Below are 23,521 nucleotides of genomic sequence, written 5' to 3' on the forward strand. Positions count from 1 at the left end.
CCTGGTCCTTCCATTCTCACACCGAGCGCACCGGTAGGCTTGGGGCTCGTGACTGCACGCGTTTTGATCAAGGACCTGGCCGCCCTCCCTGACGGCCCCGTGAGCGTCGCTGGATGGGTCGAGACCGTCCGCGACCAGAAGAAGGTGCAGTTCGTCGTCCTCCGCGACGAGTCGGGCGCCGTGCAGCTGGTGAACCCGCGAACGGTGGGTGAGGACGGCGTGGTCGTCGCCGACGAGCCGGCCGTCACCATCTCCGGCCTCTCGCAGGGCACGTTCGTGCGCGCCACCGGCGAGCTCAAACACGACGAGCGGGTGAAGCTCGGTGGGATCGAGATCCGGCTGTCGTCGCTCGAGGTCGAGACGGCGGCAGTCCCGGAGACGCCTATCGCGGCCGACAGCGGCATCGACAAGCGCATGGACTGGCGCTTCCTGGACCTGCGCGAGCCGAGCCACGCGCTCATCTTCCGGGTGCAGACGACCTTCGAGCACGCGCTCCGCCAGTACTGGGTCGACAACGGGTTCGTCGAGATCCACACCCCCAAGCTCATGGCTTCGGCTTCCGAGTCGCGTGCGGAGCTGTTCGAGCTGCCGTACTTCGAGACGACCGCCTACCTGGCGCAGAGCCCGCAGATCTTCAAGCAGATGGCCCAGGCTGCCGGTTTCGGCCGCGTGTTCGAGATTGGTCCGGCGTTCCGCGCTGACCCCAGCTTCACCAGCCGCCACGCCACCGAGTTCACCAGCGTCGACACGGAGATCAGCTGGATCGATAGCCATGAAGACGTCATGAAGGTCCACGAAGAACTCCTGGTGGCCGGCTTCACGGCGGTCAAGGAGAAGCACGGCGAGGACATCGAGCGCCTGTTCGGCGTCGAGGTCACCGTGCCCTCGACGCCGTTCCCCCGCATCCCGCTCGCGGAGGCGAAGCGCATCGTCGCCGAGCGCGGTTACGAGGTGCCGCGTGCGGACGACGACATGGACCCGGAGGGCGAGCGCCAGATCTCCGCGTATGTGAAGGAGGCCTTCGACCACGAGTTCGTCTTCCTGACGGACTACGCGTCGAGCATCCGCCCGTACTACCACATGCGTCATCCCGAGGACCCGTCGATCACCCGCAGCTACGACCTCATCTTCAACGGGGTCGAGATCTCGACCGGTGCTCAGCGAGAGCATCGCGTCGACATCCTGGAGCAGCAGGCCACCGAGAAGGGCCTCTCCGTCGAGGAGCTCGAAGACGTGCTGGCGTTCTTCCGGCACGGCATCCCGCCGCACGGTGGTTTCGGCATGGGCCTGGCCCGCGTGCTCATGCTCATGCTGCACCTGTCGAACCTCCGCGAGACGACGTACCTCTTCCGCGGCCCGACGCGCCTGACGCCGTAGTCCCGGATCCGTTGGTGGGCAGAGCCGTCCAGCTCTCGCCCGCCACGAGGATGTGCCCAAGGAAGCGCAGGCCGAGCGTCGCCGCCGACTGGTCGAGCCGGCGGGTGAGCATGAGATCGGCGACGGATGCGTCCAGGACGCCTGACGGATGGTTGTGCGCCACGGCGAACGACCTGCCGCCGCGTGTGAGCACCGCCTGGAGCACATCGGCCGGCTGGACGTTCGTCTCATCCACCCCGCCGTCGCGCATGAGCACGAGTTCGAGCGGCCGGGCCGCGCGGTCCGCCACGATGACGACGAAGCGTTCCGAGTCGCGGTGCAGCAACTCGGGACGTACGACAGCGGCGACCGACTTGTGGTCGACGAGTCGAGTCCAGGCGGAGGGGGCGCCTGCACGCCGCCAGATCTCGATGATCGCGACCAGGCGCCCGGCCGTCGCCGGCCCTACTCCCGGGAGCTGTTCCAGCCGGGGGAAGTCCATCGTCGCGAGCCCGGGAAAGCCGCCGGTCCTCCGCAGCACCGACCGCGCCAGCGCGAGGACGCTTCGCCCGGTCTGACCCGAACCGAGGACGAGCGCGAGCACCTCGTCGTCGGTGAGTGATCCGACGCCCAGGCGACGCATCCGTTCGCGGGGACGGTCGTGATTCGGGATGTTCGCAAGAGCCACGTCCTCTTCTTCATCGTCGGCCATGGCTCGAAACTAGGCAGGGACAGCATCCGCAATCGCCCGTGGCGACAATCTGTGGAAAACCGCAAGTCCCGACGGCCTGTGGAGAACCAGCCGAGCACGAGCCCCCGCCGGCGCTCAGTCAATTCAAGGGAACCTCCTCCGTAGACTGGAGCCGTGGTAGCGAGCCAGGTCCACCTCGTCCGTCATGGCGAGGTGTTCAACCCCGACGGCATCCTGTATGGCAGGTTGCCGGGCTTCGGCCTCTCTAAACTCGGCCACCGGATGGCGCAGGCGGCAGCCGACGAACTGATCGCACGTGACCGCCCGGTCACCGCATTGCGCGTCTCGCCGCTCCAGCGCACCCGCGAGTCGGCCGCCCCGATCGCAGAGGCCTTCGGCCTCGAGCCGGTGACCGAAGAGCGCATCATGGAGCCCACAAACCGTTTCGAGGGCACCCGTATGAAGCGTGCCGTCCGGAACCCCGTCTACTGGCCCTACCTGGTCAACCCGCTCCGGCCGAGCTGGGGCGAGGCGTACACGAGGATCGAGCAGCGGATGCTCGCCGCCGTGGAGGACGCCTTCCAGTCCGTCGACTCGGGCGACGTCATCCTCGTCAGCCACCAGCTTCCGATCTGGGTCACGCACCTGTCCGTTGCGGGCGAGCGCTACCCGCACGATCCCCGCAAGCGACGCTGCGCTCTCTCCAGCATCACCAGTTTCGAGCGCATCGAGCCCGGAGAGCTCGCACCAGGCGACGCGGACGCGCCGGCCGATCCCACGCATCGTCCCGCGCGGACGGCCGAATCCCGCCGCCTCATCGAAGTCGGCTACGTCGAGCCCGCGGCCAGCCTGCAGGCGTCCGCGACCGATGTGGGAGCCGTATGAGCGGCGTCTCCCGCGTGCGCTCACGCGTCCTGCTGCCGGTTGCCGCATTCGTCGCCGCGACCGCGCTCGCGCTGACCGGCTGCACGGCCGACGACAGTTTGGCAAAGCAGTACCGCTCGGGCAGCGGCCAGAACTACATCGCCGGCGATGGGACCGTGAGCGAGTTCGCCGCGGCCAATCGGGGCGAACCCGTCCCCTTCACCGGCAAGCTGCAGGACGGCAGTACGGTCACCTCCGGTGAGTTCGCGGGCAAGGTCCTCGTCGTCAACTTCTGGTACGCCGGCTGCCCGCCCTGTCGTGTGGAGGCCCCCGCGTTGGAGTCGCTCAGCCGGAAGTACGCATCGCAGGGCGTGGGCTTCCTCGGCGTCAATCTCTACGACTCGGCGCAGACGGCGGCGAGCTTCGAGAAGGAGAAGGGCGTCACGTACCCCTCGGTACTTGACCGCGACACGGGATCCGTCCTGCTCGCCTTCAGCAAGACGGTCCCGCCGAAAGCAACGCCCACGACACTGGTGGTCGACAAGAAGGGTCGCGTCGCGGCCCGGATCCTGGGCGCCATCCCCGACAAGAGCATCCTCGACTCCCTCATCTCCGACGCCGTGGCCGAGAACTGACGTGGGCGGTGTCGGTCAGATCGTCTTCAGCGGTCAGCTCCTGCTGGCCCTGCCGATCGCACTTCTCGCGGGTCTGGTGTCCTTCGCTTCTCCGTGCGTCCTTCCTCTGGTTCCGGGCTACCTGGCGTATGTCGGCGGCATCAGCGATCCGGGCGCGAAGCGCGACCGCTCGCGCCTGCTCACCGGAGTTGGTCTGTTCATCCTGGGATTCGCCGTCGTCTTCGTCGCCTACGGTGCGGCTTTCGGCGCACTGGGTTTCTGGCTCATCCGCTGGCAGGACGTCGTCGTCCGCGTGCTCGGCGCGCTGGTGATCGTCATGGGGCTCGTGTTCATCGGCCAGTTCTCCTTCCTCCAGCGCACGATCAAGCCGGCCTGGCGGCCTGCGACGGGGCTGATCGGCGCACCCCTGCTCGGCATCGTCTTCGGTCTGGGTTGGACACCATGCATCGGCCCGACGCTCGCTGCGATCAGCGCGCTGAGTGTGGGCAGCGGTTCGCCCTGGCGCGGGGCGCTGCTCGGCCTGTTCTATTGCGTCGGCCTCGGCATCCCCTTCCTGCTCGTCGCCTTGGGCTTCGAGTGGGTGGCGGGTTCGGTGGCCTTCCTCAAGCGGCACATCCGTGCCATCAACATCATCGGCGGCGTGCTGCTGGTGGTCATCGGCATCCTGATGGTCACCGGTCTTTGGAGCGAGCTCATGTCCCAGTTCTTGGCGGTGATCCAAGGTTTTGAGCCGGCCCTCTGATCACATCGATTCGGCCCCGCCCCGGGAGGATCCGAACGTCGTCCAGCCGCAGCTGGGCCCGACCGGCTGGATTCGCTGGTTCTGGCGCCAGCTCACGAGCATGCGCACGGCGCTGTTCCTGCTGCTGCTCCTGGCGATCGCGGCGGTCCCCGGGTCGCTCGTTCCGCAGCGCAGCTCTGACCCGAACGGTGTCACCAAGTACTTCACCGACAACCCGTCACTCGCGCCGGTCCTCGACAAGTTCCAGTTCTTCGACGTCTACACGTCAGTGTGGTTCTCGGCCATCTATCTACTGCTGTTCGCATCCCTCATCGGCTGCATCATCCCGCGCACCAAGCACCACTTCCTGGCGATGCGCGCCAAGCCCCCGCGGACGCCTGTGCGGCTGACCCGCATGGCCGGATTCCAGGCGCGGATCCTTCCGGCGGAGCTTCGGGCGGATGCGCCGGACCCGATCGTCACTGCGCGCGAGGTGCTGAAGGCGAACCGATACCGCGTCGCCCTCTATCAGGACGCGCGCTCCACCTCGGTCTCGGCTGAACGCGGCTACCTGCGCGAGAGCGGCAACCTGGTCTTCCACATCGCCCTGCTCGGCGTGCTCCTCGCGATCGGCGTCGGCGGAGGGTTCGGCTATACGGGACAGAAGATCGTGGTCGAGGGTCAGAGCTTCGTGAACAGCCTCCCGTCGTACAACTCGTTCAACCCTGGCCGGTTCTTCAGTGACGGAACCCTGGCACCCTTCTCGATCGCCGTCGACAAGCTGGATGTGGCCTACGAGACGAAGAACAAGGATGCGATCGGCACCCCGCTCGACTACACGGCCCACGTGACGACCGTCGGTCCAGGGGATGCGACGTCGAAGACGACGATCAAGGTCAACGACCCGTTGGCGATCGGCGGAACGAACGTCTACCTCCTCGGCAACGGGTACGCGCCGACGATCACAGTGCGGGATACGGCGGGCAAGGTCGTCTTCAGCGACTCGGTGCCGTTCATCCCGCAAGCCGATCCGAACCTGACGTCGCTCGGCTTCGTCAAGGTGCCGGACGGGCTCAAGGAGCAGGTCGGCATGATCGGCTTCTTCTACCCGACCGTGACCGCGAGTCAAACCGCGCAGGGCGCTCTGGCGTCGAAGTTCCCAGGGCTCGACGACCCCGTCCTGAGCCTCAACGTGTATGCCGGCGACCTTGGCGTCGACGACGGTGTTCCGCAATCCGTGTACAGCCTCAACACCGACACCCTCGAGCAGCTGGCCGGACCGCCGACCAAGACGAAGGCGCTCGAGCTCAAGCCGGGCGAGACGGTGCAGCTCCCGAACGGACTGGGCACGATCTCGCTCGACGGAGTGAAGCGCTTCGCCACCCTCGAGGTCCATCACGACCCTGCCCAGGGGTGGGTGCTGCTGTTCGCCATCCTGATCCTGGTAGGGCTCCTCACGTCGCTGTTCGTTCCCCGCCGCCGGATGTGGGTGAAGGCCGTCGAGAACCCCGACGGTTCGCTGACGCTCGAGTACGCGGGACTCGCCCGTGGCGACGACCCGAACCTCCTCGCCGCCGTGACCGCGGTGGCGGACCAGCATTCCCGAGCCCTCGCCGGCTCCCAGAAGACTTAGGCTTGCATCGTGACCGAAACCCTCGCTCAGCTGTCGACCGTGTTCCTGTACGCGGCGATGGGTCTGTACGCGGCGGCGTTCATCGCCTTCGCACTCGACCTTGCGCGCCGCGGCGCTCGAGCGACGGCGGCGGAGGCAGCAGTCGTACCCAGTGCCGTCGCCCGTCGAGCGGAAGTCGGTGCGCCCGTCGGGGCGTCGACGACCGCGGTCATCGGGAGTAGCCCCGGGGAGGCGCCGCCTCAGCCATCGTCGGCACTCGGGCGGCTGTCGTCGCGCATCAGTTCGCGGGTCGAGGACGACCTGGTGAACGGATCGGAGAACTCCGCATCCATGCGGTGGGCGTTCGCGCTCACCATCGTGGGCTTCGCGTTCCACTTGGTCGCCGTAGTGCTGCGCGGTATCGCCGCGGCCCGGGTCCCGTGGGCGAACATGTGGGAGTTCTCGATGACGGGGACCCTCGTCATCATCGGCGTCTTCCTCGTGGCGAACCTCAGGTGGCCGATCAAGTATGTGGGCACCTTCGTCCTGGGGCTGGTCCTCGTGCTTCAAGGCATCGCACTGTTGCGGTACTACGTCCCGGTCGTGCCCTTGCAGCCGGCGCTGCAGTCGTACTGGCTGGTCATCCACATCATCGTGGCCGTACTCGGCACGGCATTCTTCGCACTCGGCTTCGCATTGTCGGGACTGCAGTTGCTGCAGTACCGGCGAGAGCGTCAGGTCGAGGAGTCGCGCCCGCAGCAGTTCCGGTTCCTGGCGACGTTGCCCAGTTCCGTCGCGCTGGAGAACCTGGCGTACCGAATCAACATCGTCGGCTTCATCGCGTGGACGTTCACGCTCATCGCCGGCGCCATCTGGGCCGAAAAGGCATGGGGTCGGTACTGGGGGTGGGACACCAAGGAGGTGTGGACCTTCATCATCTGGGTGATCTACGCCGGATACATCCACGCGCGTGCCACCCGGGGATGGCGCGGGTCCCGCTCGGCATGGCTCGCGATCATTGGTTTCGCGGCCGTGCTGTTCAACTTCGGGATCGTCAACGTCTTCTTCCACGGGCTGCACGCGTACTCGGGCCTGTAACCATCCCGACTTCCGCGTCGAATAACCCCCTCTGTGCTTCGGCTCACGAGGGGGTTCTTTTGTTCGTGGGGAGGCGCCGCGGAGACCCACGGGGTGAAGATCCGCGGAATTCCGCGGAAGTTGGAAGCGACACGCCCGGGCTGCTGGCGGAATTTGCACGTCCCCGGAGGCCTGCGTAAAGTACTTACTTGTCACCCCAAAGGTGCGGGAGAGCGGAAGAGCTCCCCGGCCTCAAGCGGGACCAAATCCTTGGCCTAGCGGCAAACCTGAACTTGTATAAGTTCGCTTGCTGCGCTTAGGATTAACACCCACTCACTGAGCAGGTCTAACCGGTTCGGATCGTGTGATCGGTTGTGCCCACCACATATCGGGCCAACGAGGAACACGAAACGCCGACTTGACAAACTGACTGAGAGTGGTAAGGTAGAGAAGTTGCCTCACAGAGAAAGCCGACAGGCTGAAAGGTGAGAGCGTCCGATCCTTGAGAACTCAACAGCGTGCACAATGTCAAATGCCAAATAACCTCTGCATTGACTTTCTAGACCTAGTCTAGTGGGTTGATGCGAGATTCCTTTGGATTAGAAACAGAATGTCAGTAGATATTCGAAACTAGTCAAGACAAACTCGCGGTGCGTAGACCACATTTCCTGGTCTCGCCCGCACAATGTTTCCCGGTCGCTTGCGATCGTGGAGCTAAACATTTACGGAGAGTTTGATCCTGGCTCAGGACGAACGCTGGCGGCGTGCTTAACACATGCAAGTCGAACGATGAACCTGGAGCTTGCTCCGGGGGATTAGTGGCGAACGGGTGAGTAACACGTGAGTAACCTGCCCTTGACTCTGGGATAACCTCCGGAAACGGAAGCTAATACCGGATACGACGTACGGAGGCATCTCCTGTACGTGGAAAGAACTTCGGTCAAGGATGGACTCGCGGCCTATCAGGTAGTTGGTGAGGTAACGGCCCACCAAGCCTACGACGGGTAGCCGGCCTGAGAGGGTGACCGGCCACACTGGGACTGAGACACGGCCCAGACTCCTACGGGAGGCAGCAGTGGGGAATATTGCACAATGGGCGAAAGCCTGATGCAGCAACGCCGCGTGAGGGATGACGGCCTTCGGGTTGTAAACCTCTTTTAGTAGGGAAGAAGCGAAAGTGACGGTACCTGCAGAAAAAGCACCGGCTAACTACGTGCCAGCAGCCGCGGTAATACGTAGGGTGCGAGCGTTGTCCGGAATTATTGGGCGTAAAGAGCTCGTAGGCGGTCTGTCGCGTCTGCTGTGAAAACCCGAGGCTCAACCTCGGGCCTGCAGTGGGTACGGGCAGACTAGAGTGCGGTAGGGGAGATTGGAATTCCTGGTGTAGCGGTGGAATGCGCAGATATCAGGAGGAACACCGATGGCGAAGGCAGATCTCTGGGCCGTAACTGACGCTGAGGAGCGAAAGCGTGGGGAGCGAACAGGATTAGATACCCTGGTAGTCCACGCCGTAAACGTTGGGAACTAGATGTGGGGACCATTCCACGGTCTCCGTGTCGCAGCTAACGCATTAAGTTCCCCGCCTGGGGAGTACGGCCGCAAGGCTAAAACTCAAAGGAATTGACGGGGGCCCGCACAAGCGGCGGAGCATGCGGATTAATTCGATGCAACGCGAAGAACCTTACCAAGGCTTGACATATACGAGAACGGGCTAGAAATAGTCAACTCTTTGGACACTCGTAAACAGGTGGTGCATGGTTGTCGTCAGCTCGTGTCGTGAGATGTTGGGTTAAGTCCCGCAACGAGCGCAACCCTCGTTCTATGTTGCCAGCGCGTAATGGCGGGAACTCATAGGAGACTGCCGGGGTCAACTCGGAGGAAGGTGGGGATGACGTCAAATCATCATGCCCCTTATGTCTTGGGCTTCACGCATGCTACAATGGCCGGTACAAAGGGCTGCAATACCGTAAGGTGGAGCGAATCCCAAAAAGCCGGTCTCAGTTCGGATTGAGGTCTGCAACTCGACCTCATGAAGTCGGAGTCGCTAGTAATCGTGGATCAGCAACGCCACGGTGAATACGTTCCCGGGCCTTGTACACACCGCCCGTCAAGTCATGAAAGTCGGTAACACCCGAAGCCGGTGGCCCAACCCTTGTGGAGGGAGCTGTCGAAGGTGGGATCGGTGATTAGGACTAAGTCGTAACAAGGTAGCCGTACCGGAAGGTGCGGCTGGATCACCTCCTTTCTAAGGAGCAACTGGCACCCTCGGGTGTCCAGGCGCCAGATCTGAGCGAACGTCTCAGCTGGTTAGCTCATGGGTGGAACATTGACATTGGTGCGGGGCCGATCGGCTCGAACTCAGTACATCCCTCGGGATAGGAACGGTTCGGACTGCGAAGCTTCGCACATGCACGCTGTTGGGTCCTGAGGGACCGGACCTCATCGGAACAGATGAGAACCGAATCCTCTGGACCTTTTCTTGTTGGCCATAACTCGGCCGGCGGAGAAGGTACCGCCCGTACTTTGAGAACTACACAGTGGACGCGAGCATCTTAGATTCGAACCTTCGGGTTCGGATCACAAAGATGATCTGATTTATTAGATCATTGGTCAATCTGCGTCAAATTCTGCTTCGGCAGATGAGACGTCGATCGATTCTAAAACTCATGTGATTTCAAGTTTCTAAGAGCAAACGGTGGATGCCTTGGCATCTGGAGCCGAAGAAGGACGTAGCAATCTGCGATAAGCCTCGGGGAGTTGATAAGCGAACTTTGATCCGAGGATTTCCGAATGGGGAAACCCCGCTGGGCCCTTTGGGTGACCCAGTGACTCCCGCCTGAATATATAGGGCGGGTAGAGGGAACGTGGGGAAGTGAAACATCTCAGTACCCACAGGAAGAGAAAGCAAAAGCGATTCCGTTAGTAGTGGCGAGCGAAACCGGAAGAGGCTAAACCGATCATGTGTGATAGCCGGCAGGCGTTGCATGGTCGGGGTTGCGGGACTTTTCAGCAGCTTCTGCCGAACTGCAAGCGTTACAAAGGATCATAGGTGAATGGCATTGAAAGGCCAGCCACAGCGGGTGCCAGCCCCGTAACCGAAATGGTCCAATGGCGCGAAGAGTATCCCAAGTAGCACGGGGCCCGAGAAATCCCGTGTGAATCTGTCAGGACCACCTGATAAGCCTAAATACTCCCAGATGACCGATAGCGGACAAGTACCGTGAGGGAAAGGTGAAAAGTACCCCGGGAGGGGAGTGAAATAGTACCTGAAACCGTTTGCTTACAAACCGTTGGAGCCTCCTTGTAGGGGTGACAGCGTGCCTTTTGAAGAATGAGCCTGCGAGTTAGCGATATGTGGCGAGGTTAACCCGTGAGGGGTAGCCGTAGCGAAAGCGAGTCTGAATAGGGCGATTCAGTCGCATGTCCTAGACCCGAAGCGAAGTGATCTATCCATGGCCAGGTTGAAGCGACGGTAAGACGTCGTGGAGGACCGAACCCACTTAGGTTGAAAACTGAGGGGATGAGCTGTGGATAGGGGTGAAAGGCCAATCAAACTTCGTGATAGCTGGTTCTCTCCGAAATGCATTTAGGTGCAGCGTTGCGTGTTTCTTGCCGGAGGTAGAGCTACTGGATGGCCGATGGGCCCTAAAAGGTTACTGACGTCAGCCAAACTCCGAATGCCGGTAAGTGAGAGCGCAGCAGTGAGACGGTGGGGGATAAGCTTCATCGTCGAGAGGGAAACAACCCAGACCACCAACTAAGGTCCCTAAGCGCGTGCTAAGTGGGAAAGGATGTGGAGTTGCACAGACAACCAGGAGGTTGGCTTAGAAGCAGCCACCCTTGAAAGAGTGCGTAATAGCTCACTGGTCAAGTGATTCCGCGCCGACAATGTAACGGGGCTCAAGCACGCCACCGAAGTTGTGGCATTGACATTATTGGTAGGCCTTCGTGGTCCAGCCGTGTTGATGGGTAGGAGAGCGTCGTGTGGCGAGTGAAGCGGCGGTGTAAACCAGCCGTGGACGCTACACGAGTGAGAATGCAGGCATGAGTAGCGAAAGACGGGTGAGAAACCCGTCCTCCGAAAGACCAAGGGTTCCAGGGCCAGGCTAATCCGCCCTGGGTAAGTCGGGACCTAAGGCGAGGCCGACAGGCGTAGTCGATGGACAACGGGTTGATATTCCCGTACCGGCGAAGAACCGCCCAAGCTAATCCAGTGGTGCTAAGAGTCCTAATCCTGGACACAGACCCCTTCGGGGTGAAGGTCCGGGCCTAACGCTCGACCCCATGCTGGTGCGGCTAGCGTATTAACAGGTGTGACGCAGGAAGGTAGCCCAGCCGGGCGATGGTTGTCCCGGTGTAAGTGTGTAAGCCGAGGGATAGGCAAATCCGTTCCTCATATAGGCCCAGGCACGATGCGTAGTCTTCATTGACGAAATGGGTGATCCTATGCTGCCAAGAAAAGCATCGACGCGAGGTTCCAGCCGCCCGTACCCCAAACCGACTCAGGTGGTCAGGTAGAGAATACCAAGGAGATCGAGAGAATCGTGGTTAAGGAACTCGGCAAAATGCCCCCGTAACTTCGGGAGAAGGGGGGCCTGAGGCGTGAACGGACTTGCTCCGGGAGCGTTTGAAGGCCGCAGAGACCAGTGGGAAGCGACTGTTTACTAAAAACACAGGTCCGTGCCAAGTCGCAAGACGATGTATACGGACTGACGCCTGCCCGGTGCTGGAAGGTTAAGAGGAAGGGTTAGCTTCGGCGAAGCTCAGAATTTAAGCCCCAGTAAACGGCGGTGGTAACTATAACCATCCTAAGGTAGCGAAATTCCTTGTCGGGTAAGTTCCGACCTGCACGAATGGCGTAACGACTTCCCAGCTGTCTCAACCGCGAACTCGGCGAAATTGCACTACGAGTAAAGATGCTCGTTACGCGCAGCAGGACGGAAAGACCCCGTGACCTTTACTATAGTTTGGTATTGGTGTTCGGTGTGGCTTGTGTAGGATAGGTGGGAGACTTTGAAGCCGGCACGCCAGTGTCGGTGGAGTCAATGTTGAAATACCACTCTGGTCACTCTGGATATCTAACTTAGAACCGTAATCCGGTTCAGGGACAGTGCCTGATGGGTAGTTTAACTGGGGCGGTTGCCTCCCAAAAAGTAACGGAGGCGCCCAAAGGTTCCCTCAACCTGGTTGGCAATCAGGTGTCGAGTGTAAGTGCACAAGGGAGCTTGACTGTGAGACTGACAAGTCGAGCAGGGACGAAAGTCGGGACTAGTGATCCGGCAGTGGCTTGTGGAAGCGCTGTCGCTCAACGGATAAAAGGTACCTCGGGGATAACAGGCTGATCTTGCCCAAGAGTCCATATCGACGGCATGGTTTGGCACCTCGATGTCGGCTCGTCGCATCCTGGGGCTGGAGTAGGTCCCAAGGGTTGGGCTGTTCGCCCATTAAAGCGGTACGCGAGCTGGGTTTAGAACGTCGTGAGACAGTTCGGTCCCTATCCGCTGCGCGCGTAGGAAATTTGAGAGGATCTGACCCTAGTACGAGAGGACCGGGTTGGACGAACCTCTGGTGTGTCAGTTGTTCCGCCAGGAGCACCGCTGATTAGCTACGTTCGGGATGGATAACCGCTGAAAGCATCTAAGCGGGAAGCCGGCCTCAAGATGAGATTTCCATGCCTTCGGGCGAGAGGCTCCCAGCTAGACTACTGGGTTGATAGGCCGGATGTGGAAGTGGGGACTAAAGACCCATGGAGCTGACCGGTACTAATAAGCCGATAACTTGATAATCACCACTCTCATACTGTTGTAAGGCTGGTATGAGGGGCATGAGATTGCACGCGTCCACTATGTGGTTCTCGATGTACGGTCGAGAACTGATTCAAGCGAAGCTTGATCGTTCACTTTGATACATCAATAGTGTTTCGGCGGCCATAGCGAGAGGGAAACGCCCGGTTACATTCCGAACCCGGAAGCTAAGACTCTCTGCGCCGATGGTACTGCAGGGGGGACCCTGTGGGAGAGTAGGACACCGCCGGACTTCTTTGTGAGATGGCCACCCAGTGATGGGTGGCCATTTCGCGTTAACGGGGTCAGAAGCAGTACGAAGCATAGGCTGGGCTGGACCCGCCGACTCGACAGGAGAAGCCGTGAGCGACACACCGGCAGACGAGAACGCCCGGAACGAGCAGCCACGGCGTCGACAGCAGCCAGAACGGCCGGCGCGAGGCGGCGACAGCTCGAGATCGCCGCGCGATGGCGACCGAGGCCGCCAAGGCGGCGCCCCTCGAGGGAGCGGCGGCGCGTCGCGCGACCGGTCTTCTTCGGGAGGCGCGGGATCATGGCGCAACGGACGTTCCGACCGCTCGGATAGCGGGTATCGACGCTCCGGCGACGCACAGTCCGGACGTGGAGGTTCTGGCGGCTACCGTGGCGCCGAACGAAACTCGCGGGGAGGCTCTGACCGCGACGGCGGGGCGCGCTCACGCGACGACCGCCAGCCCCGCGAATGGAAGCCGCGCGCCTCTGGCGACGGGGCCCGTCCCGAGCGTTCCGGCGGCTTCGCCGGCTCACGCGGAGGAGACCGCCGCGGTGGAGCGGGAGAGCGCTCCGGCTACCGTGGCAGCGACCGTAGTAGCGGCAACGATCGCTCCGATCGCAACGACAGGAACGACCGCAACGACCGCAACAGCGGATACCGCGACGGCGACCGCGGCGCCGGGTCACGAGACGGCTACCGCGGCCGCGACGGCGACCGCGCAGGCGGCCGCCCCTGGACCGGCGGATCCCGCGAGCGAAGCGGCGATGGTTCGCCTCGTTCCAGCGCCCCGCGTTCCAGCGCTCCGCGCTCCGGCGCTCCGCGCTCCGGCGCTCCGCGCTCCGGCGCTCCGCGTTCGGGCGCCCCGCGTTCCGATGCGCCTCGGGGCCAGGGCGGATACCGCCGTGACGGTCAGGGCCGATCAGGCCGCGACGAGCAGCTCTGGACACGGGAAGGGCGACCGGCCCGCGGTGACAGGGATGCCCGCGATCAGGGACGCCAGTACGACGAGGATGCCGAGCGCGCTCGCGAGCTGAAGTCCATTCGTCCGCGCCACGACGATCCGATCATCCCGGAAGACATCGAAGCCCGCGATCTTCCGAAGGAAGCACGCGTCGAGCTGAAGACCCTGAGCAAGGACAACGCGGACGAGGTCGCCAAGCACCTGGTGATGGCCGGCCGCCTGATCGACACCGATCCGGAGCGCGCTCACCAGCACGCGGTGTCCGCTTCGCGCCGCGCCGGCCGGGTGGCCGTGGTGCGCGAGACTCTGGCCATCACGGCGTACGCCACCGGTGATTTCGCTCTCGCGCTCCGCGAGCTCCGCACATACCGGCGCATTTCCGGTTCGAACGACCAGCTTCCTCTGATGGTGGACAGCGAACGCGGGGTGGGGCGTCCCGACCGCGCGCTGGAACTCGGCCGCTCGGTCGACCGCTCCACGTTGCCCGCCGATGTCCAGGTCTCCCTGGCGATCGCCATGTCCGGCGCTCGCCTCGATCTCGATCAGGCGGAGGCCGCCTTGGCCGAACTGGAGATACCGCAGCTGGATCCCGATCGGGCGTTCGCCTACAGCGCCGACCTCTTCCACGCGTACGCCGAAGTGCTCGAAGAGCTCGGGCGCGACGAGGACGCGGAGCGCTGGCGCGATCGGGCGCAACGTGCCGAGATCGCGCTCGACCAGGCGCACGCGGCGGACGAACTCGAGACGGTCGACATTGTCGAGGAGGACGTCTTCTTCGAGGCGGAGGAAACGGACGACACGGACGAGGCCGAGGAGACGGGCGAAGCCCCGACCGAGGGCGACGACGAGCGGCACCAGGAGCTCGAGCAGGAGGGTGAGCCGGACGATGGCGCTGTTTCGACGGAGCAGTGACGCGAAGGCACCGCTCGACGGAGTCGATCTGGTCCTGGCGGACCTGGATGGCGTGGTCTACAAAGGCGCTGACGCCATCCCGTATGCGGTCGAAAGCCTGAACGACGCAGGCGCAACCGCCCGAGTCGGTTACATCACCAACAACGCATCGCGGACGGATGCCGCGGTGGCGCAGCACCTCGCCGAGCTCGGGCTGAACGTGAAGCCGTCCGACGTCGTCACGTCACCGCAGGCGGCCGTACGCCTGCTCGCCGCCCACGTTCCGGCGGGTTCGAATGTGCTGGTCGTCGGAGGAGACGGCCTTGTCGACGAGGTCCAGAAGGGCGGGTTCACCGTGACTCGCTCCGCCGAGGACGAGCCCGCTGCGGTCATCCAAGGGTTCTCACCCGAAATCGGATGGACGCATCTGGCCGAGGCGGCGTTCGCCCTCCAAGGGCGCACCGATGAAGAGCGACCGTGGATCGCGACGAACACCGACTGGACCATTCCTGTCGCGCGGGGCATCGCTCCGGGGAACGGGACGCTGGTGTCCGCGGTGCACACCGCCGTCGGAAGGCTGCCGCTGGTCGCGGGTAAGCCCGAGCGGGCCATCTTCGATGAGGCGGTGACGCGCTTCGCGGCGCAGAAGCCGCTCTTCATCGGGGACCGGCTGGACACCGACATCCTCGGGGCGAACCGCGCGGGGATCGACTCCGTCCTGGTGCTGACCGGGATCGACCGGGGCAAGCAGCTGCTCGCGGCGGACGCGGACTCGCGTCCCACCTACATCCTGGGCGACCTCCGCGGGCTCAGCGAGCCGTACCCGGAGGTGAAGACGGCGCGCGACGGCGCAGTGACTGTGCGCGAAGCGACCGTCGCCATCGAGGGCAACGACGTGCGCATCCGGTCCGAAGGTTCCGACGAGCTGGACCTGCTGCGGGCAGCGTGCGCCGCCATCTGGAACTCGGGGCGCGCGATCTACGGGCTCGAAGTGCCGGAGCAGCTCTACCTCTGATCCGCGTCAGAGCGCGACGGCGTGCTCCAGGACGCGGTGGCACCGCCTGACCCGGTCGAGCCACCACCGGGTGCGCTCGTCGTCCGCGCGCAGCGCATCCAATCGGCTCGAGGACACGGTCGGCCGGACGACGGGGATGCTCCCGTCGACGGGGACCAGCGGCTCGTCGGCCACATCGTCCACGAACAAGGCGACGGTGCCCAGTCCGCAGTCGAAATCGAGTTCGGGCAGGGCGGCCGCCAGATGCGCGCCCATCGCGATGCCCACCGACGTGTCGAGCGCGCTCGACACCACGGCGGGCAGACCTGCTGCTGCGACGATCCGCTGGGCCGCGTGGATTCCGCCGAGAGGCTGCGCCTTCACCACGATCAGGTCGGCGGCCCCGGCTTCAGCGACGGCCAGGGGATCAGCGGCCTTCCGGACGCTCTCGTCGGCGGCGATCGGGATGTCCATGTAGTGGACGCGACGGCGCAGCTCGGCGAGTTCGTCGACGGTCGCGCACGGCTGCTCGACGTACTCGAGATCGAAGGGTGCTAGCGAGTGGATGGCGTGCTCGGCCTCGTCGAGGTTCCACAGCGCGTTCGCGTCCACACGTATCCGGCCCTCGGGGCCGAGCGCCTCGCGCACGGCGCGAACCCGGGCGACGTCGTCGGCGAGGGTCTGGCCGGGCTCCGCCACTTTCACCTTGGCGGTGCGGGCGCCGGGGAAGCGGGCGAGCACGGCCGCCACGTCTTCGGCCCGCACGGCCGGAACCGTTGCATTGACGGGGATTCGCCGACGAAGCGGCTCGGGGGCTGCGCGCCAGCCGAAGTCGACGGCCGCGTGGAGCCACGCCGACGCCTCCTCGTCGTCGTATTCGACGAAGGGTGAGAACTCCGTCCACCCCTCCGGGCCCTCGAAGAGCACCGCCTCGCGGACCGTGATGCCGCGGAATCGTGTGGTCATCGGCAGGGAGACCACCCGGGCAGTTGCCAACAGGTCGGCCAGTTCGGGCAGCATTCCACAAGTTTTGCACGCCACAGTCGTGCCGGGACGGTGAACCGTAGGCTGGATCCATGCAAGCGGACGTCTCAGAACTTTTCGACCCCGACGTGTGGCGCGAGGTCCCCGGCTTCGGCCGGCTCACCGACATCACATACCACCACGACGTCAGCGGGCGCATCGCTCGCGTGGCCTTCAACCGCCCCGAGGTCAGGAACGCGTTCCGCCCGCACACGGTGGACGAGCTCTATTCGGCGCTGGAGGACGCGCGGACGAACCCTCGGATCGGCGTGGTGCTGTTGACGGGCAATGGGCCGAGTCCGAAAGACGGTGGATGGGCCTTCTGCTCGGGCGGCGATCAGCGCATCCGTGGGCGCGACGGGTACAAGTACGCCGAAGGCGAGACCGCGTCGAGCATCGACGCGGCGCGTGGCGGGCGCCTGCATATCCTCGAGGTGCAGCGCCTGATCCGCTTCATGCCGAAGGTGGTCATCGCCGTGGTCCCCGGATGGGCGGCGGGAGGCGGCCACTCGCTGCATGTGGTCTGCGACCTCTCGCTCGCGAGCGCCGAGCACGGGCGGTTCAAGCAGACGGATGCCGACGTCGGCTCGTTCGACGCCGGCTACGGTTCGGCGTACTTCGCACGGCAGGTGGGCCAGAAGGTCGGTCGGGAGGCCTTCTTCCTGGCGCGCGAATACTCGGCGCAGCGGGCGTACGAGATGGGTGCCGTCAACGCCGTGGTGCCGCACGAGCAGCTGGAGGCGGTCGCGTTGGACTGGGCCAACGAGATCCTGACGAAGTCGCCGACCGCCATCCGCATGCTGAAGTACGCGTTCAACGCCGTGGACGACGGGCTCGTCGGGCAGCAGCTGTTCGCCGGTGAGGCGACCCGGCTCGCCTACGGAACGGATGAAGCCGTCGAGGGGAGGGACGCCTTCCTGCAAAAGCGGGATCCGGACTGGTCCCCGTTCCCGTGGCAGTACTGAGGCGGCCCGCCATGACGCGATCCGTGCGGGTGGTCGATGCTGCGCGTCCCACAGAGGTCTATGTCGCGCTGCGCGAGGCCCTGACCGGAAGTGGGGATGCGGTCGTCCCGCGAAGCACCGGAGGCAGCGGAGCGGCAGGCGGTCTCGATCGGGAGGCGTGGCCGGCGGACGGAGAGCGCGTGGCACAGAATGTCGCGCTCATCATCGAGACGTCAGGATCGACCGGCGTACCGAAGCGGGTGGCGTTGTCCGCTGACGCGCTGCTGGCGAGCGCAGCCGCCTCGGCCGGTGCGCTCGGAGGGCAGGGCCAGTGGTTGCTCGCGCTTCCCGCGCACTATGTCGCGGGCGCCCAAGTGCTGGTGCGGTCTCTGGCGGCCGAGACGGAGCCCGTGCTCTACGGCCCCGGGCACTTCGATCCGGAGCGGTTCGCGGAGGTCGCACGCGAGCTGCGGCACGACCTGCGATACACATCGTTGGTCCCTGTGCAGCTCGGGCGCCTGATCGACGCGGTCGAGGGCGGATCGGAAGCGGTCGCGGACGCGCTGCGCCGCTTCGACGGCATCCTCGTCGGCGGGCAAGCCCTCAACCCAGCGCTCCGGGAGCGCGCGGAAGCCGTAGGCGCGCGGATCGTCACCACCTACGGGTCGAGCGAGACGGCCGGAGGATGCGTTTACGACGGCATCCCGATCGGGACGACCGTCGTTCGTGAGGCCGAGGGACAGCTCGAGATCTCAGGGCCGGTGCTCGCCGAGGGATACCTCGGCGACGCGGAGCGGACTGCATCCACTTTCCACGAACACGACGGCGCACGGTGGTATCGCACGGGCGACCTCGGGCAGGTCGACGCCGGCGGCCGGGTGCAGGTCTTCGGACGGGCGGACAACGTCATCATCTCCGGCGGCGAGAAGGTGCTGCTCGACGCGGTGGAACGCGTGGTCCGCGAACTGCCGGGATTGGCCGATTCGGTCGTCGTCGCAGCGCCGCATCCGGATTGGGGACAGGTTCCGATTGTCGTCGTGGAGGGCGGGGCCAGCCCGCGGCTCGAGGTCGTCCGCAAGGCGCTCGCGGAGCGACTGGGGCGGGCTGCCGCGCCCGACAGGATCATCGTGGTCGATCAGATCGCCCGTCTTGACAGCGGCAAGCCGGATCGAGTCGCGCTCTCCGCGATCGCCGAAGAGCGAGAGGCATAGCGGATGTTGTTACGATTCGCTCTGTGATGAGTCAGAACAAGCCACGCATGCAGCGGATGGGCCCGCCGACTGCGCGCGGACCGCGAGGCGGCCGAAGTGGCCGACCGGGAGCCGCTGCCGCCAACGTGAAGCCGGCGACCACTGCCGACTGGATCGCCGGAGCGCGACTGCGGACGCTGCCGCTGGCCGTCGCACCCGTGCTCATCGGTGTCGGGGCCGCCAAGATCGCAGAGGGCCCGGGTGTCTGGCACCCGGTCCGATCCTTGCTGTGCCTCGCGGTCGCGGTGCTGCTGCAGATCGGTGTGAACTTCGCGAACGACTACTCGGACGGCGTGCGGGGCACGGATGAATTCCGCGTCGGGCCTGGTCGCCTCACCGGGTCCGGCAAGGCTGCGCCGCGGTCGGTGCTCACCGTCGCCCTTGTCGTCTTCGGCTTGGCTGCGGTGGCCGGACTCATTCTCGTCATCCTCACCCAGCACTGGTGGGTACTGCTCATCGGCGCGGCTGCGATCGCGGCGGCATGGTTCTACACCGGCGGCAAGCGGCCCTACGGGTACTACGGCCTGGGCGAAGTGTTTGTGTTCGTCTTCTTCGGACTCGTCGCCACAGCGGGCACGACGTTCATGCTGGCGGGGGTCGTCAACCAGGAGGCCTGGTACGGCGGTGTGATCGCCGGGCTCATCGCCTGCGCAGTACTCATGGTCAACAACATCCGGGACATCGAGCCGGACCGGCTGGCGCGTAAGCGGACGCTCGCCGTCCTGCTCGGCAGCATCGCATCCCGGATCGTCTTCTGCGTGCTGCTGCTGGCGCCGTTCGGGATCCTCGCGGTGCTCGCGCTTTTCTACCCGTTCGCCTGGTTCGGGATGTTCGCGCTGCTCACCGCGCTTCCCGCCTGCGTGATCACGCTGTTCGGCCGATCGCCGCGCGAGTTGGTCACCGCGCTGCAGCTCACCAGTATCACCGGGCTGCTCGTGGGGATCGCGCTGGGCGCCGCCTACGCGTTCTGACCGCGCTGGCCGCGCTGCCCGGGTTCGGTCTCAGCGTCCGTCTGAGTGCCGATGTTGACGTCGGTGTTGGCGTCGCCCGCGTCGACCGCCGCGTCCTCCACGTCGTCGTCCTCCGACCGGACCGGCTTCTCCCGGTGGCGGACGGCGTACAGCTCTGACGAGACGGCGTTCCGCGGACGGCTCAGGAAGATGTACGACAGGCACAATCCGATGAGCGCTGCGGCGATCACCGCCAGCCACCAGACGAGCCCGAAGATGAGCAGGATCGCGAGCGGCACCGCGAACACCAAGAGGCGCAGCACGGTGTAGGTGATCCAAGAGGGAATCCGCTTCACCCTCCCAGCTTAGAGACCGTCTCTGAGAGTTACGATTGACCCATGGTTCGCCTCTGGATAGCCCTCGGCGTCGCAGCCGTGGTGTTCTACATCTATTCGGTGGCAGACTGCGCCCTTTTCGACCGTTCTCGAGTGCGTGGCCTTCCCAAGCCCGTGTGGCTGCTCGTCATCATCCTGTTCCCCGTCATCGGCGGCATCCTCTGGTTCCTGATAGGCCGGGGTCGCCGCAAGGCCAACCTCGCACGCCGTGTGACCGCGCCAGACGACGACCCGGAGTTCCTCGGCAAATTGCGGATGGACCACGACCAGGAGGAGCGCATCCGGCAGTTGGAGAAGGAACTCTCCGAACTCGACGACAACCCTCCCGACAACGACCAGACCGGCCGACGGGATGGGTGACGGCGCGAAACGCACCGGCAACCCTGCCACCGACTTCTCGCTCGCACTGCTCAGCGCTTTGGTGCGCAACGGCGTTCGCGACATCGTCGTGAGTCCCGGGTCGCGCTCGCAAGCGCTCGCTCTGGTCGCGGCGGAACTCGAACGGTCGGGTTCCTCCCGCCTCCACGTGCGCATCGACGAGCGATCGGGCGGCTTCCTCGCGCTCGGCCTCGCGCGCGAGACGAAAGCGCCCGCCGTCGTCATCACCACGAGTGGGACCGCCACGGCCAATCTCCACCCGGCCGTCCTCGAAGCGCACGAGGCGGGCATCCCGTTGATCGTCGTCACCGGGGATCGTCCGACCGAGCTACGCGGCATCCGGTCGAACCAGACCACGCAGCAGGACGGGCTCTACGCTGCTGCGGTCCGGGCGTCACACGACGTGGAGGCTCCGACGGGCGCGCCGGACGAAGCAGCGCGTGCCGCGGCGCTCGCCGAGGCGGCCGTCCGGGCCGCGGTCGGCGCCGAGACGGCCGATCCGGGACCGGTACACGTGAACGTGGCGTTCCGGGAGCCCCTCTCCGTCGCCGTCCCGCCGCTGGCGGAGCCGGTGACCGGAACCCTTCCGACGGTGGCGGGTCCTCACGCGCTGGGAAGGCAAATCGTCGCTGTCGATGGTGGCCCTCGCACGGTGGTCGTTGCGGGGGCCGACGCCGGCATCCACGCGGAAGAACTTGCCAGGGAGGGCGGATTCCCTCTGCTCGCGGAGGTCTCGAGCGGCGCACATTTCGGGCCCAACCTGGTGGTCTCCTACCGCGAACTGCTGCGCGACGAGTCGTTCGGCGGCGCGGTGGAGCGCGCCATCGTCTTCGGCCACCCCACGCTGAGCCGGGAGATTCCCGCGCTCCTCACCCGCGACGACGTCGAGCTCCTCGTCGTCGCGCCCACGGGCGAGCAGGCGTACAACCCCGGACGCCGTGCCCGAATCGTCGGTGGCGTGCGCGTCGGCGACGGCATCGACGTGCGCTCGCCCGAGGTCCGTGGGTGGGTTGGCCGCTGGGTGTTCGCGAGCAGGCGCATCGCCGAGCAGACCGAGCGCGAAGCGGGGGCCGCGGCCGCTGCTCCGGACGTCGAGAAGGCACGTTCGTTCGAGCCCGCCGACGCGCTCGCCTTCGCTGCCGCCGAGCTTGCGGCTGTGCGAGCACCGGTCACCCGGGCGCTGCTCGCAGAGGCCCTATGGCGGTACACCTGGCCGCACGACCGTCTCGTCCTCGGTGCATCACGCCTCATCCGCGACGTCGACCGGATCGTCCCGGGCAAGAAGATCGCCGTCCACGCCAACCGGGGGCTCGCGGGGATCGACGGAACCATCGCCACAGCCCTGGGGATCGCGGTCGCCAGCCAGGCGGCAGCGAGGGAAGCGGAGACACCGAGCGGTGTGACTCGGGTCCTCCTCGGAGACCTGGCTCTGTTGCACGACGCGGGGTCTCTGCTCGTGGTGGAAGGCGAGCACCGCCCCCACCTTCAGGTCGTCGTCGGCAACGACGGGGGCGGCACGATCTTCGACGGACTCGAGGTGGCCGGCACCGCGCCCGCGGCGGCATTCGATCGCGTCCTCTTCACACCCCACTCGGTGGACCTGGCGGCGCTCGCGAAAGCATACGGCTGGCACCACAGCGTCGCACGGACCAAGGGAGAGCTCGATCAGGCCTTGTCGGCGCCGCCGGCCGGTGTCAGCATTCTGGAGATCCCCCTCACCCGCTGATCGTCAGGAGAACGACGTGGCAGCATCCGGGCTCCCCGAGCCGATCCAACAGTTCATCGATACAACGAATGCCGGTGACTCCGACGGCTTCGTGGACCTCTTCACGGAAGACGCCTACCTCAACGATTGGGGGCGTGAGTTCCACGGACGCGACGGCGCACGCAGCTGGGATCGCACCGACAACATCGGCAAGAAGTCGCACTTCCAGTTCGTGGACTATCGCGACGGCGGCGAGCCCGACACGTACGTCGTCACGCTGAAGGTGACCGGCGAAGGATTCAACGGAACCGGCCCGATGGAGTTCGCGCTGCGAGATGGACGGATCGCGAGTCTCCGCATCAGCTAGCGGACCGCACAAGCCACATCCACTCGGTCGCCGTCCGCGTTGGAGAGACCGCACAACGAATGCTGGGGTTCGCTAGCGGATCACTAACATGATCGCGTGCACATGATCTTCCGGACGATGCTTCACGCGATCATCTCGCGTCTCGGTGCGCGGCTCGGCCACTGGGATGTGGCGCGCACGAGGTTCCGCGTCCTGCCGACCGACCTCGACATCCTCAAGCACATGAACAACGGCGTGTATCTCTCCATCGCCGACATCGGTCGCTTCGACCTGCTGCAACGCAACGGGGTCTGGGCGATCTTCAAGGACCGCGGCTGGTACCCGGTCGTCGCCTCCGAGACGATCTCGTTCCGCAAGTCGCTCGAACTCTGGCAGCGGTTCGTCGTCGAGTCACGCATCCTGGGCTTCGACGAGAAGGCCGTCTACGTCGAACAGCGTTTCACCGTCGACGGAGAGATCTACACGCAGGCGTTCATCCGCGGACGATTCCTCAAGCGCGGCGGGGGCGTAGTGACGATCGACGAGCTGCTGGATGCGGTGGGCCCGTCGCCGACGGACGTGACCGTGCCACAGTGGCTACGGGAGTGGGGAACCGACGCGGCCCTCCCCTCGACGCGGGCGGAGGCACCCAGCGTCTGGAGCGAGTGACCGGTCGGCCTCCCTGCTGAGAT

General features: G+C 64.9%; 19 protein-coding genes and 3 rRNA genes. 18 read left to right on the forward strand and 4 right to left on the reverse strand.

The genetic code is table 11. The features are described 5' to 3' along the window. The first annotated feature begins 48 nt into the window (after positions 1–48). The gene (aspS, locus tag AB7E03_RS14215) at positions 49–1,377 is read left to right on the forward strand and encodes an aspartate--tRNA(Asn) ligase (protein ID WP_489942002.1); all 1,329 of its coding nucleotides are present in this window, start codon (positions 49–51) and stop codon (positions 1,375–1,377) included. Here the strand turns inward: aspS and AB7E03_RS14220 are convergent. After that, the gene (locus tag AB7E03_RS14220; protein ID WP_489942003.1) at positions 1,307–2,068 is read right to left on the reverse strand and encodes a JAB domain-containing protein; all 762 of its coding nucleotides are present in this window, start codon (positions 2,066–2,068) and stop codon (positions 1,307–1,309) included. The two genes, aspS and AB7E03_RS14220, sit on opposite strands and share 71 nt — an antisense overlap. Before the next feature lie 153 nt (positions 2,069–2,221). On the opposite strand from AB7E03_RS14220, the gene AB7E03_RS14225 reads away from it, so the two are divergent. The 8 genes from AB7E03_RS14225 (at position 2,222) to rrf (ending at position 12,992) form a co-directional block, all read left to right on the forward strand. Beyond that, positions 2,222–2,932: a histidine phosphatase family protein gene (locus AB7E03_RS14225; protein ID WP_489942004.1), complete on the forward strand. Its 711-nt coding sequence runs from the start codon at positions 2,222–2,224 to the stop codon at positions 2,930–2,932. Further along, complete coding sequence (locus AB7E03_RS14230; RefSeq protein ID WP_489942005.1) at positions 2,929–3,546, forward strand: TlpA family protein disulfide reductase; 618 nt, start codon at positions 2,929–2,931, stop codon at positions 3,544–3,546. The genes AB7E03_RS14225 and AB7E03_RS14230 overlap by 4 nt, the downstream gene beginning before the upstream one ends. A gap of 1 nt (position 3,547) precedes the next feature. Then, positions 3,548–4,288 (forward strand): cytochrome c biogenesis CcdA family protein, encoded by a 741-nt coding sequence (locus tag AB7E03_RS14235; protein WP_489942006.1) that lies wholly within the window; start codon positions 3,548–3,550, stop codon positions 4,286–4,288. Next, positions 4,272–5,900 (forward strand): cytochrome c biogenesis protein ResB, encoded by a 1,629-nt coding sequence (resB, locus tag AB7E03_RS14240; RefSeq protein WP_489942007.1) that lies wholly within the window; start codon positions 4,272–4,274, stop codon positions 5,898–5,900. Before AB7E03_RS14235 ends, resB begins: the two co-directional genes overlap by 17 nt. A 9-nt stretch (positions 5,901–5,909) precedes the next feature. After that, positions 5,910–6,977: a c-type cytochrome biogenesis protein CcsB gene (gene ccsB / locus AB7E03_RS14245; protein ID WP_489942008.1), complete on the forward strand. Its 1,068-nt coding sequence runs from the start codon at positions 5,910–5,912 to the stop codon at positions 6,975–6,977. Positions 6,978–7,677: 700 nt separating this feature from the next. Beyond that, positions 7,678–9,201 (forward strand): 16S ribosomal RNA (locus tag AB7E03_RS14250). A gap of 427 nt (positions 9,202–9,628) precedes the next feature. Beyond that, a 23S ribosomal RNA gene (locus AB7E03_RS14255) occupies positions 9,629–12,742 on the forward strand. A 133-nt stretch (positions 12,743–12,875) separates the two neighbouring features. Next, positions 12,876–12,992: ribosomal RNA gene (rrf, locus tag AB7E03_RS14260) — 5S ribosomal RNA — on the forward strand. The 16S, 23S and 5S rRNA genes sit together here, the layout of an rRNA operon. Positions 12,993–13,911: 919 nt before the next feature. Here rrf and AB7E03_RS14265 read toward each other — a convergent pair. Further along, a complete protein-coding gene (locus tag AB7E03_RS14265) occupies positions 13,912–14,046 on the reverse strand; it encodes a hypothetical protein (RefSeq protein WP_489942009.1) in 135 nt (44 codons plus the stop codon). Positions 14,047–14,160: 114 nt separating this feature from the next. On the opposite strand from AB7E03_RS14265, the gene AB7E03_RS14270 reads away from it, so the two are divergent. Next, positions 14,161–14,865: a hypothetical protein gene (locus tag AB7E03_RS14270; RefSeq protein ID WP_489942010.1), complete on the forward strand. Its 705-nt coding sequence runs from the start codon at positions 14,161–14,163 to the stop codon at positions 14,863–14,865. After that, on the forward strand, positions 14,840–15,859 hold the full coding sequence (locus AB7E03_RS14275) for an HAD-IIA family hydrolase (RefSeq protein WP_489942011.1): 1,020 nt from the start codon (positions 14,840–14,842) through the stop codon (positions 15,857–15,859). The genes AB7E03_RS14270 and AB7E03_RS14275 overlap by 26 nt, the downstream gene beginning before the upstream one ends. A gap of 6 nt (positions 15,860–15,865) precedes the next feature. Here AB7E03_RS14275 and AB7E03_RS14280 read toward each other — a convergent pair whose 3' ends face one another. Further along, positions 15,866–16,858, reverse strand: a complete 993-nt coding sequence (locus tag AB7E03_RS14280; protein ID WP_489942012.1) for an o-succinylbenzoate synthase — start codon at positions 16,856–16,858, stop codon at positions 15,866–15,868. Between the two features lie 56 nt (positions 16,859–16,914). On the opposite strand from AB7E03_RS14280, the gene AB7E03_RS14285 reads away from it, so the two are divergent. The 3 genes from AB7E03_RS14285 to AB7E03_RS14295 are packed head-to-tail and all read left to right on the forward strand — an operon-like array spanning position 16,915 to position 20,026. Beyond that, positions 16,915–17,826 (forward strand): 1,4-dihydroxy-2-naphthoyl-CoA synthase, encoded by a 912-nt coding sequence (locus AB7E03_RS14285; protein ID WP_489942013.1) that lies wholly within the window; start codon positions 16,915–16,917, stop codon positions 17,824–17,826. Positions 17,827–17,837: 11 nt separating this feature from the next. Continuing rightward, positions 17,838–19,016 (forward strand): AMP-binding protein, encoded by a 1,179-nt coding sequence (locus AB7E03_RS14290; RefSeq protein WP_489942014.1) that lies wholly within the window; start codon positions 17,838–17,840, stop codon positions 19,014–19,016. Between the two features lie 26 nt (positions 19,017–19,042). Beyond that, positions 19,043–20,026 (forward strand): 1,4-dihydroxy-2-naphthoate polyprenyltransferase, encoded by a 984-nt coding sequence (locus AB7E03_RS14295; protein WP_489942015.1) that lies wholly within the window; start codon positions 19,043–19,045, stop codon positions 20,024–20,026. On the opposite strand, the gene AB7E03_RS14300 is transcribed toward AB7E03_RS14295, so the two are convergent. After that, entirely contained in the window at positions 20,014–20,361 is a 348-nt protein-coding gene (locus tag AB7E03_RS14300; protein WP_489942016.1) for a DUF4229 domain-containing protein, read from the reverse strand. The genes AB7E03_RS14295 and AB7E03_RS14300 overlap by 13 nt on opposite strands. 42 nt (positions 20,362–20,403) lie before the next feature. Here AB7E03_RS14300 and AB7E03_RS14305 point away from each other — a divergent pair, with 42 nt between their 5' ends. The 4 genes from AB7E03_RS14305 to AB7E03_RS14320 all read left to right on the forward strand — a co-directional run bounded on the left by AB7E03_RS14305 (position 20,404) and on the right by AB7E03_RS14320 (position 23,498). Then, positions 20,404–20,760 (forward strand): PLD nuclease N-terminal domain-containing protein, encoded by a 357-nt coding sequence (locus tag AB7E03_RS14305; RefSeq protein ID WP_441783088.1) that lies wholly within the window; start codon positions 20,404–20,406, stop codon positions 20,758–20,760. Further along, complete coding sequence (gene menD / locus AB7E03_RS14310; RefSeq protein ID WP_489942017.1) at positions 20,753–22,504, forward strand: 2-succinyl-5-enolpyruvyl-6-hydroxy-3-cyclohexene-1-carboxylic-acid synthase; 1,752 nt, start codon at positions 20,753–20,755, stop codon at positions 22,502–22,504. Before AB7E03_RS14305 ends, menD begins: the two co-directional genes overlap by 8 nt. A gap of 16 nt (positions 22,505–22,520) precedes the next feature. Next, on the forward strand, positions 22,521–22,850 hold the full coding sequence (locus tag AB7E03_RS14315) for a nuclear transport factor 2 family protein (RefSeq protein ID WP_489942018.1): 330 nt from the start codon (positions 22,521–22,523) through the stop codon (positions 22,848–22,850). 102 nt (positions 22,851–22,952) lie between these two features. Continuing rightward, positions 22,953–23,498 (forward strand): acyl-CoA thioesterase, encoded by a 546-nt coding sequence (locus tag AB7E03_RS14320; protein WP_489942919.1) that lies wholly within the window; start codon positions 22,953–22,955, stop codon positions 23,496–23,498. Positions 23,499–23,521: the final 23 nt, after the last annotated feature.

Source organism: Leifsonia sp. RCC_180 (genome assembly GCF_058138205.1).